This is a genomic window from Camelimonas sp. FR25, from assembly GCF_059740505.1.
Genome location: NZ_JCAWFG010000019.1, coordinates 64,559 through 73,794, shown reverse-complemented (window position 1 = coordinate 73,794; position 9,236 = coordinate 64,559). Strand labels below are relative to the sequence as shown.

General features: G+C 67.6%; 8 protein-coding genes. 3 read left to right on the top strand and 5 right to left on the bottom strand.

Going from position 1 to position 9,236, the window contains the following annotated elements:
* Window positions 1-593 precede the first annotated feature (593 nt).
* The 5 genes from AC6A67_RS02310 to hemB form a co-directional block, all read right to left on the bottom strand.
* Window positions 594-1,643: an acetyltransferase domain-containing protein gene (locus AC6A67_RS02310; protein ID WP_498034914.1), complete on the bottom strand. Its 1,050-nt coding sequence runs from the start codon at window positions 1,641-1,643 to the stop codon at window positions 594-596.
* Window positions 1,630-2,385 carry an arginyltransferase gene (locus AC6A67_RS02305; RefSeq protein WP_498034913.1) on the bottom strand — a complete coding sequence of 252 codons (756 nt, stop codon included), beginning with the start codon at window positions 2,383-2,385 and terminating at the stop codon, window positions 1,630-1,632. The genes AC6A67_RS02310 and AC6A67_RS02305 overlap by 14 nt, the downstream gene beginning before the upstream one ends.
* 284 nt (window positions 2,386-2,669) lie before the next feature.
* Entirely contained in the window at window positions 2,670-3,140 is a 471-nt protein-coding gene (locus AC6A67_RS02300; protein ID WP_498034912.1) for an RDD family protein, read from the bottom strand.
* 234 nt (window positions 3,141-3,374) lie between these two features.
* On the bottom strand, window positions 3,375-3,845 hold the full coding sequence (locus AC6A67_RS02295) for a hypothetical protein (RefSeq protein ID WP_498034911.1): 471 nt from the start codon (window positions 3,843-3,845) through the stop codon (window positions 3,375-3,377).
* Between the two features lie 12 nt (window positions 3,846-3,857).
* On the bottom strand, window positions 3,858-4,889 hold the full coding sequence (gene hemB, locus AC6A67_RS02290; RefSeq protein WP_498034910.1) for a porphobilinogen synthase: 1,032 nt from the start codon (window positions 4,887-4,889) through the stop codon (window positions 3,858-3,860).
* A 529-nt stretch (window positions 4,890-5,418) separates the two neighbouring features.
* Here hemB and AC6A67_RS02285 point away from each other — a divergent pair.
* The 3 genes from AC6A67_RS02285 to AC6A67_RS02275 all read left to right on the top strand — a co-directional run bounded on the left by AC6A67_RS02285 (window position 5,419) and on the right by AC6A67_RS02275 (window position 8,882).
* Window positions 5,419-6,477 (top strand): enoyl-CoA hydratase/isomerase family protein, encoded by a 1,059-nt coding sequence (locus tag AC6A67_RS02285; RefSeq protein WP_498034909.1) that lies wholly within the window; start codon window positions 5,419-5,421, stop codon window positions 6,475-6,477.
* Between the two features lie 227 nt (window positions 6,478-6,704).
* A complete protein-coding gene (locus tag AC6A67_RS02280) occupies window positions 6,705-7,145 on the top strand; it encodes a DUF6163 family protein (protein ID WP_498034908.1) in 441 nt (146 codons plus the stop codon).
* A gap of 438 nt (window positions 7,146-7,583) precedes the next feature.
* The gene (locus AC6A67_RS02275; protein WP_498034907.1) at window positions 7,584-8,882 is read left to right on the top strand and encodes a L,D-transpeptidase family protein; all 1,299 of its coding nucleotides are present in this window, start codon (window positions 7,584-7,586) and stop codon (window positions 8,880-8,882) included.
* The last annotated feature ends 354 nt before the right edge of the window (window positions 8,883-9,236 follow it).

Sequence of the window (9,236 nt, the reverse complement as noted above, 5' to 3'; positions counted from 1 at the left end):
GGGGGTGGAAGGCGGAGGTGCGAGGGCTGGGTGGGGCGGATGTGCGCGCAGGGTTACGCGCCCTTCCGCCGTCATGGTCGGGCTTGACCCGACCATCCACGACTTTGGCGGGGCGCGGCGCGTGGGCCGGTCGGGTGAAGGCGTGGATGCCCGTGACGAGCACGGGCATGACGGTGGGGGTGGGGGAAAAGGGCGCGCGCTGGCTCGGTGGGGCGGATATGCGCGCAGGGTTACGCGCCCTTCCGCCGTCATGGTCGGGCTTGACCCGACCATCCACGACATTGGCCGGCGCGGCGCGTGGGCCGGTGGGGGGAAGGCGTGGATGCCCGTGGAGAGCACGGGCATGACGGTGGGGGGGTGGGAAAGGCGTGCGCTGGCTCGGTGGGGCGGATATGCGCGCAGGGTTACGCGCCCTTCCGCCGTCATGGTCGGGCTTGACCCGACCATCCACGACTTTGGCCGGCGCGGCGCGTGGGCCGGTTGGGGTGAAGACGTGGATGCCCGCGACAAGCGCGGGCATGACGGCGGGGGAGTGTCGTGGGAGCGTGCGGGCGCGCGCGGGCCAGTAGGCAGGCGCGGCGCGGGGCTTGCGGTTATTGCGGCGTCGCGGCTTGCTGGCACTGGTCGATGGTCTTGCCCAGGCGTTCGCGACCGGCGTTGGTGATGTCGCCGGTGACCACGGGGCCGGTGAGGCCGTCGGCGCGCAGGCTGCCGACCAGGCAATTGCAATAGGTCTTGCAATAAGGTTTGCCGCCGCCAAGGTCGGCGCAGGCGCGGTGGCACTGGCTGCTGACGCGCATGTCGAGCGCCGCCTGGTTTGGCCCGGTCGCCCAGGCGATGGCCCCGAACAGGCCCATCAGCACAATCTGGTGCGTCAGATAGATGATCAGGCTGTGGCGGCCGGCGAAGGTCAGGGCCTTGCCGATGCGGCCCTGATCGCGCCAGCGACCGGCGGCGGTGGTGGGGAACCAGCTGAGGCTGGCCTGGGCGGCGGCGACGCCAAGCAGCACCGCGCCAAACCACGGCAGGATTGGCACCCAGTCGGCGGTATTGGGCAGCACGTCGGCGAGGCCGGTGATGATCAGGGGGCCATAGGCGAAGAGCGGCGACGTCCAGACAAATGGCAGGGCGATGGCCACGACGCCAGCTCCGGCGCTGGCCCACCATGGCGCACGCAAAAACGGCAGCGCGAGAATGCTGGAGACGGCGATGCAGTGCAGGATGCCGAAGAAGATGAACTGGCCGGGGTTGGTCAGCCAAGTCGACAGGGTCACGGCGGCGGCGCCGGCCGCCACCATGGCCAGCCGCTTGCACCAGCTGAGCCAGTTCAGGCCGCCCCGGCTGGCCAGCACCAGGCTGACGCCGACCAGAAACAGGAAGCTGCTGGCGATGCCATGGGCGAAATTGCGCCAGAACGGCGAATTGACCGCGTCGATGGGGGCCAGATTGAAGAAGGTGATGTCCCAGGCGCTGTGATAGATCACCATCGCCGCAAGGGCGACGCCACGCGCCGCGTCAATGATCGGAAGCCGTGGGCCGCGCCGGGTCAGCGCGCCAGCGTCGGCGCCGCCGCCATCGCCGTGAAGCGGCGCGTTGTGGCCCAAGCTCGCCGCGGGCGGCGCGCTCCCGTCATAGGTGGTCATCCCTGCGTCTCCAGCCCGACGCCGTCAGATGTTCCTGCGGCGTGTAGTGCGCCTTGTAGGCCATCTTGCGCGAGCCGGCGACCCAGAAGCCGAGATAGACATAGGGCAGGCCCATGAGCCGCGCCCGGCGAATGTGGTCGAGGATCATGAAGGCGCCGAGGCTGCGCTGCGCCAGCGCCGGGTTGTAGAACGAATAGACCATCGATAGCCCGTCGTGCAGCACGTCGGTGAGGGCGGCGGCGATCAGCGGGCCCTGGCCACGGCCATGGATCGCCGTATCCGGCCCGCGCTGGCGATAGGTCAGCAGATGCGTGTCGACATGCGTGTCCTCGACCATCATGGCGTAATCGTGCACGCTCATGTCGGCCATGCCGCCATCATGGTGGCGGGCTGCGAGATAGTCGCGGAACAACTCATATTGCTCGGCGCTGGCCACAGGCGGGCCCATGGCGCCGATCAGGTCGGCGTTGGTGGCGAGGTCCCGGCGCTGGCTGCGGCGCGGGGTAAATTCATTGACCAGCACCCGCACCGAGACGCAGGCGGCGCAGCCGTCGCAGGCCGGACGGTAGGCGATGGTCTGCGAGCGGCGGAAGCCGTTGTTGCTCAGGAGGTCATTGGTGTCGCGCGCCCTGCGCCCGACCAGATGGGTGAACACCTTGCGCTCCAGCCGGTCGGGCAGATAGGGGCAGACGGCCGGGGCCGTCAGGAAAAACTGCGGCGCTTCACGCGGATGAGTGGTCACGCCTGCCCCTCCTGTGTCCGAACTGATCGCGCCAGCCTCCGGAAACGCAGGCGGCGGCGTGGCCGTGGCGCACGATAGCAAAAGGCGCGGCGGCTGTGAATCCACCGCGCCTGGCACGCGCAAAACGTCATTGGGTTGGCGCAGCCGACGCAGCAGGTCGCAGCGCCGGCGTCGTCAGCCTTATACCAGGATGCGAAGATGCTGACGCATCCGCATCCTGGATTGCTCAGGCGCCTCACGGGCTTGACCAAAGTGCGATGAGTCGTGCTCACCGCACTTTGGTATTATCCGTCGTTCCACACCACGGTGAGGCCCGCGAGGTGGTCGTGGCCCATGCGGCCGCGGCCATCGATAATGCCGATCACCACGTCGGCCAGCCACAGCAGGCCGGTGCTGGCGGCGAGGTAGAAGAACAGCGCGTGCACGCCGGCGGTGATGGCGTCGACGCGACCACCCTGGTTGCGCACCACCTTGAGGCCGAGCAGCCGCATGCCGATGGTCGACTGCTTCGAGCCTCCGACCGTGATCATGCTGTAGATGATGCCGGAGGCCGGAACCACCAGCGCGAACAGGAACCAGCCGAGGCCAAGGGTAATCACCCCGAGCACGAAGACGATCAGCGCCAGGAACACCGTCCAGATGGCGATGATCACCAGATCGATAAGCCAGGCCAGCAGGCGCGTGGTGAGCACGCCATTGGTGCGCCAGCGCGGCTCGCCCTGAGCCGTTTGATTGGCGAGATCAGTGTGCGCCATTGTCGTCGTCGTCCTTTCACCTCCGGAACCGCCGGATCGATGTCAGCGGGCGTCAGCGCCCGTCCGGACAACATATGGGGCAGTTTGGGGCGTTTGGTTAGGGGTAATTGCGTCAGCGCGCACGCATGGCGGGCGCCATGCAAGCGCAATTGACGCCTTGGGGGAGCGTATCTCTGGCCTGGCCTTGCCGGGGGCGCTGCAACGGCGCCGCGTGCGCCAGCCGTGACTGCAAGGTCAGGGCGCGTTGGCCTGGGAGGCGGCGGGGTCCTTGGGCGGGCCGTCTGCGGTCTCCAGATAGAACCGTCGGAGGAAATAGAAATTGGCGTCGCTGAGCGGGCCGCGTTCGGTGGCGACGCCGACGAGGCGCGCCGGCGCTGCTTCATTGGCCGACGGCTCAAACTGGCAGCTCACCTCGCGGGCGCGCACCCGGCCGCCGTCGAGTTCGGCGATATAGGCGATGCGCACGCTGTCCTCGACGACGCCGCGCCGCGGCGTGGCCATGGTGAAGCGCGCGCCTTCCGGATTGAGCGCCGGGATGATCGAGCGGCACAGGCTAGCGACGCGCGGATCGGGCCGGCCAATCTGCACGCCGCGCCAGACGCTGAGGCCGGCGACGCCAAGCGCGGCGCCTGTCGCCACCGCGAGCCAGAGCGACAGGCGCGGCGAGATCAGGCGGCGGCGCGGCGGCGTGGCGTCGTCAGTCATCGCCGGAACCCGTCAGACCTGTTCGCGCAGCTTGCGCGCCACGCGCGGCGCGAAATAGGTCAGCACGCCGTCAGCCCCGGCGCGCTTGAAGGCCAGCAGGCCCTCCAGCATCGCCTTGTCGCCATCGAGCCAGCCATTACGGGCGGCGCCTTCGATCATCGCGTATTCGCCAGACACCTGATAGGCGAAGGTCGGCATGCCGAACTCGCGCTTCACCCGGTGCAGCACGTCGAGATAGGGCATGCCAGGCTTGACCATGATCATGTCGGCGCCTTCCTCGATGTCGAGCGCCACCTCACGGATCGCCTCGTCGGTATTGGCCGGGTCCATCTGATAGGTGCGCTTGTCGCCGACCAGCAGCGCGCCGGAGCCGACCGCGTCACGGAACGGGCCATAGAACGCCGAGGCGTATTTGGCGGCGTAGGACATGATCTGCACGTCCTGGAAGCCCGCGGCGTCGAGCCCTTCGCGAATGGCGCCGACGCGACCATCCATCATGTCCGACGGCGCGATGACATCGGCGCCGGCCTCGGCCTGGTTCACCGCCTGCTGCACCAGGCGCATGACGGTCTCGTCATTGAGGATGCGGCCGTCAGCGATGACGCCGTCATGGCCATGGCTGGTGTAGGGATCCAGCGCCGCGTCGATGATCACGCCGAGATCCGGGACCTCACGCTTGATGGCGCGGGCGGCGCGGCACACCAGATTGTCCGGGTTGTGCGCCTCGGTCCCCTCCGGGTCCTTCAGGGCGTTGTCGGTGTAAGGAAACAGCGCAATGGCCGGGATGCCGAGCTCCGCCGCCTCGACGGCCGAGCGGACGATCTGGTCGACCGACTGCCGGTCGACGCCGGGCATCGAGGCGACCGGCTGGCGCAGATTGTCGCCGGCGGCGACGAACATCGGCCAGATCAGATCATTGGTGGTCAGCACATTCTCGCACACCAGCCGGCGCGCCCACGCGGCCTTCCTGTTGCGGCGCGGCCGGTGCACCAGCCCGAGATCGGCGGACAGTGCGCTGGAGGGGCCTTTGCGGGTGATCGACATGGCGTGGCTTTCCGGTTGGTCTGACCTGGCGCAGGATCGTTTCGCACGCAGCGCGATCATGCGTCATGCATTTGTAGTTTGAGCGCCTCAAGCGGCGCCAGCCACGGCTGGCGACTGGCGCGGCGCTCTGGCGGGCTCGCGTTTTGCGGCGCCGGCAGGCGACGGCCCGGCCATCACCTGGTCGCGCGAGGCGATAGCCCAGCGATCTATAAGCCAAGCTGGGCGACGGCGCCACACGCCGCGCCGCGCATGCGGAGACTGAATACCAGGATGCGAAGATGCTGACGCATCCGCATCCTGGATTGCTCAGGCGCCGCACGGGCTTGACCAAAGTGCGATGATTAGTGCTCACCGCACTTTGGTATGAGCTGCTTGCCGGGCGCATGCGCCTGCGATCAGCCGTGGGCCACGCCAACCGGCGGCGCCGTTGCAATTGACGCGGGGGCTGACAGTGACCAAAGTCCCGCCGCACAGGGCGCGCGGCGCCAGACGCCATGGGCGCGCCAACAGATAACAAGGGGAGCCGGTCGTGCAGGACGTTCAGGACAGCGAAATCATTTGCGAGCGCCAGGGAGCGGCGGGCGTCGTCATCCTGAACCGGCCCAAGGCGCTCAATGCGCTCACCCTCACCATGGTGCGCGGCCTGGCCGCGGCGCTCGACGCCTGGGAGCATGATCCGGAGGTCACCCGCATCATCGTCACCGGCGCCGGCGATCGCGCCTTCTGCGCGGGCGGCGACATCCGCTCGTTGTATGAGCAGGGGCGCGGCGGCAAGCTGGAGGACGCGCTGACCTTCTGGCGCGAAGAGTACCAGCTCAACGTGCGCATCAAGGAATACGCCAAGCCCTACATTGCGCTGGTCGAAGGCATTGTCATGGGCGGCGGCGTCGGCGTGTCGGTGCACGGCAGCCACATGGTGGCCTTCGATAAATTCACCTTCGCCATGCCTGAAGTCGGCATCGGCTTCTTCCCGGATGTCGGCGCCACCTATGCGCTGCCGAAGCTGCCGGGCGAGCTGGGCGCCTTCATCGCCGTGACCGGCGATCGCATCAACCAGGCTGAGGCGCACGCCCTTGGCCTCGTCACCCACGCCGCGCCGACCGCCGAATTCGGCGCCATCCGCGACCGGCTGATCGCCGGCGAGCCGGTGGACGCCGTGCTGGCGCCCTATGCGGCGCGCCCCACGAGCTCGCCGCTGCTGGCCGAGCAGGCGATGATCGACAACGCCTTCAGCGCTCCCGACGTGCAGGGCATTCTGGCGCGCCTCGACGCCGCCGCTGCCGGCGGCTCCGCCGTTGCGGCCAAAACCGCCGCCACCATGCGCACCAAGTCGCCGACCAGCATGGCGCTGTCGCTGGAGCAGATGCGTCGCGGTCGCGGCGTCGACATGCGTGAGGCGATGCGCATCGAGTATCGCATCGTCAACCGCATCGCGCTCGGCCATGATTTCTACGAGGGCGTGCGCGCCGTCATCGTCGACAAGGACCAGAAGCCGGTGTGGCGCCCCGCCACGCTGGATGAGGTGTCGGCGGCTGATATCGCCGCACATTTCGCCCCGCTGGGCGACAAGGAGCTCAGCTTCGGCTGAAGCGCTGCCTCAAGCCTTGTGTGAACGCGCTGGATGGCGCCGCCGGTGCGGCGCCATCCACACACCGGCGTTGTGGTCGCCGCGTTTTCGCCTGGCTCGGCGCGTAAAACCCCGTGCATCAATCCACGCCGCCTGAGCTGCGGGCGCTTCGTAGGGCGCTGGCGCTTCGTATGGCGCTGGCGTCGGGGGCGTCGGCCTGGCTGTCAACGCATGTGAAGGACGCAGATGTGAGCGACCAGGGCGAACAAAAACGGGGCGGCGTCATTGAGGCGTTGCGGCTGTCGCCGCTGGCGCCAAAGGTGCGCTGGGGGCGGATCCTCGTCTGGTTCCTGCGGCTGATGGCCGTGCTGTGGATGATGATGGGCCTCTTGGCGTGGGCCGACATCCTCGGCGTCACGCCGTCGCCGGTGGCGTTTGAGGATCGGGGCCTCGGCGTGCAGGCCATCATGGTCTATTTCGCCGTGTTCAATCTGGTGGCGGCGGTCGGGCTGTGGCTGACCAGCACCTGGGGCGGCATCATGTGGCTGCTGGTGCTGATGAGCCACATGATCCTGGCGATCCTGTTCCCAGGCGCCGTCGCCTCGGGCGTCGTCACCATCGTCATGTTCGGCGTGCTGGCGGTGCTGTATCTGGTGATCTCCTGGCTCGCGGCGCATGATCAGGATTGAGGCGAGGGGCTAGCGCCCTCGGGTGGAACGGGCTGCCAGCGTCGCGCTACACCTGCTGCCTGCGCAATTTGAAGCCTTGCCGTCGCGCCGCAAATTGCGGCGCGATTTTTTTTGGGCGCGGCGCCCTGCGTCATAAAAACGCCGCGCTGATCACTGTTTGGTAAGGTCACGGGTTTACGAGGGTAACCTCACGAGCGCTATCCCGTCAGGCTAAGACGCCTGGGCGATCGGCAGCCGCTCGAACCAGGGAAAAACCAGCGCGTGGTCCGGGCCAGCAGCAACGGGTCACGCGCTCATGCATCACGCGCACCCAAGGCGTTGCGGTTCGATCGATTGGACCTGTGGCGTCGCGGTGGGCGTCAGGGTTTGGATCAGGCTGGATCAGGACGCGTTTGGGCGCCCATCCACCTGCATGGCTTCAGGGCGAATTCCACGACGATGAGCGAAAACACCTTTTCCATGAAGCGCCGGACCTTCCTTCTGGGAGCAGCGAGCGCCGCCGCCGGCCTGGCCGCAACCCCGCTGCTGGGGTCTGGCCCTGCGCTGGCGCAGAAATTCGCGTTCGAAGACCAGAGCGAATGGTCGCAGAGCTACGATTCGGGCTCGACCAGCCGGGTGGCGAGGTCCTCGACGCCGCTGTTGTCGCATGAGACGGTCGCCGCCAGTGAGCAGGCGATCGCCCAGTTGCGGCAGATCGAGGCGCGCGGCGGCTGGGGCACGGTGCAGCCCGGCCAGCGGCTGCGGCTTGGCTCGCGTGGCCCGGCGGTGGTGGCCCTGCGCCAGCGCCTCGCGGCCTCGGGCGACCTGCAATTGTCGGCTGGCGCCCAGGAGGTCTACGACAGCTATGTCGAGGGCGGCGTCAAGCGCTTCCAGCAGCGTCACGGCCTCAACGCCACGGGCGCGCTGAACAACCAGACCATTGCGGCGATGAACGTGCCGGTGGGTGTGCGTATCCGCCAGATGGAGACCAACCTCGTGCGCATCCGCGCGCTGGCCGGTAATCCGGGGCGGCGTTATGCGGTGGTGAATATCCCGGCGGCGCTGGTTGAGACCGTGCGCGATAACCACACCGTCAGCCGCCACGCCGCTGGCGTCGGCAAGATCGACCGCCAGTCGCCGATCATGAACGGCAAGGTCACCCAGATCAATTTCAACCCGTTCTGGACGGTGCCGGCCTCGATCATCCGCAAGGATCTGATTCCGAAGATGCGGAAGGATCCGAACTATCTGACGGATCAGAAGATCCGCATTTACGCCAATGGCGTCGAGATTCCGCCCTCGCAGGTCGACTGGAACTCCTACGAGGCCACCCGCTACATGTTCCGCCAGGACCCGGGCGCGGATCTGAATTCGATGGGCTTCGTGCGCATCAATATTCCCAATCCGCATGGCGTCTATATGCATGACACGCCGGCGCGGGGCATTTTCGGCGACGATTTCCGCTTCGTCTCCTCGGGCTGCGTACGTCTACAGAACGTGCGTGACTACGTCGCCTTCCTGCTGGAAGAGACCCCTGGCTGGGACCCGCGCGCCATTCAGAACGCCATCGATTCCGGCAAGCGAATCGACGCCAATCTGAAGGATCCGGTGCCGATCTACTGGACCTACATCACCTCCTGGGCGACGCCGGAAGGCGTGATCCAGTTCCGTGACGACATTTACAACCGTGACGGGCTTGGACCTGCGGCTGCAGCGGCGATGGCGGCTGCGGCGGCTGAGGAACAGGCGGCCAATTGAGGCCAGCGCGGCCCGCGCGCCTGTAGCGACAATCGTGTCGGATGGCCCGGATTTCCGGGCCATCTGTATTTTGGGGGGTGGGGCCCGCACACGCGTGCCTGGCGGCGCGGGCGCAAGGGCCGCAGTCCAGTGCGCTGCGCCGCAATGACGCCAGGGCGGGCGTGGCGTAACTCAAGGTTGGCGCTGGCCGGGCGTCGTGATAAGAGCGCGGCGTCGGCAGCGCCCCGGTCTGACGCAGGTCAATCCAGCGTCGGTCCACTAGCGTCAGACGACTTAAAACCTGCGCGTCGGGCGACCGTTAAGGCGGTGGTCAGGGCGCACGGGGGTCAGGCATCTGACCGGGATGATCGGGGT

Coding starts and splice junctions, on each gene's coding strand:
- AC6A67_RS02310 (WP_498034914.1), bottom strand. CDS start 1,643: ATGACCACCTATGACGGGAGCGCGCCGCCCGCGGCGAGCTTGGGCCAC.
- AC6A67_RS02300 (WP_498034912.1), bottom strand. CDS start 3,140: ATGGCGCACACTGATCTCGCCAATCAAACGGCTCAGGGCGAGCCGCGC.
- AC6A67_RS02295 (WP_498034911.1), bottom strand. CDS start 3,845: ATGACTGACGACGCCACGCCGCCGCGCCGCCGCCTGATCTCGCCGCGC.
- hemB (WP_498034910.1), bottom strand. CDS start 4,889: ATGTCGATCACCCGCAAAGGCCCCTCCAGCGCACTGTCCGCCGATCTC.
- AC6A67_RS02275 (WP_498034907.1), top strand. CDS start 7,584: ATGAGCGAAAACACCTTTTCCATGAAGCGCCGGACCTTCCTTCTGGGA.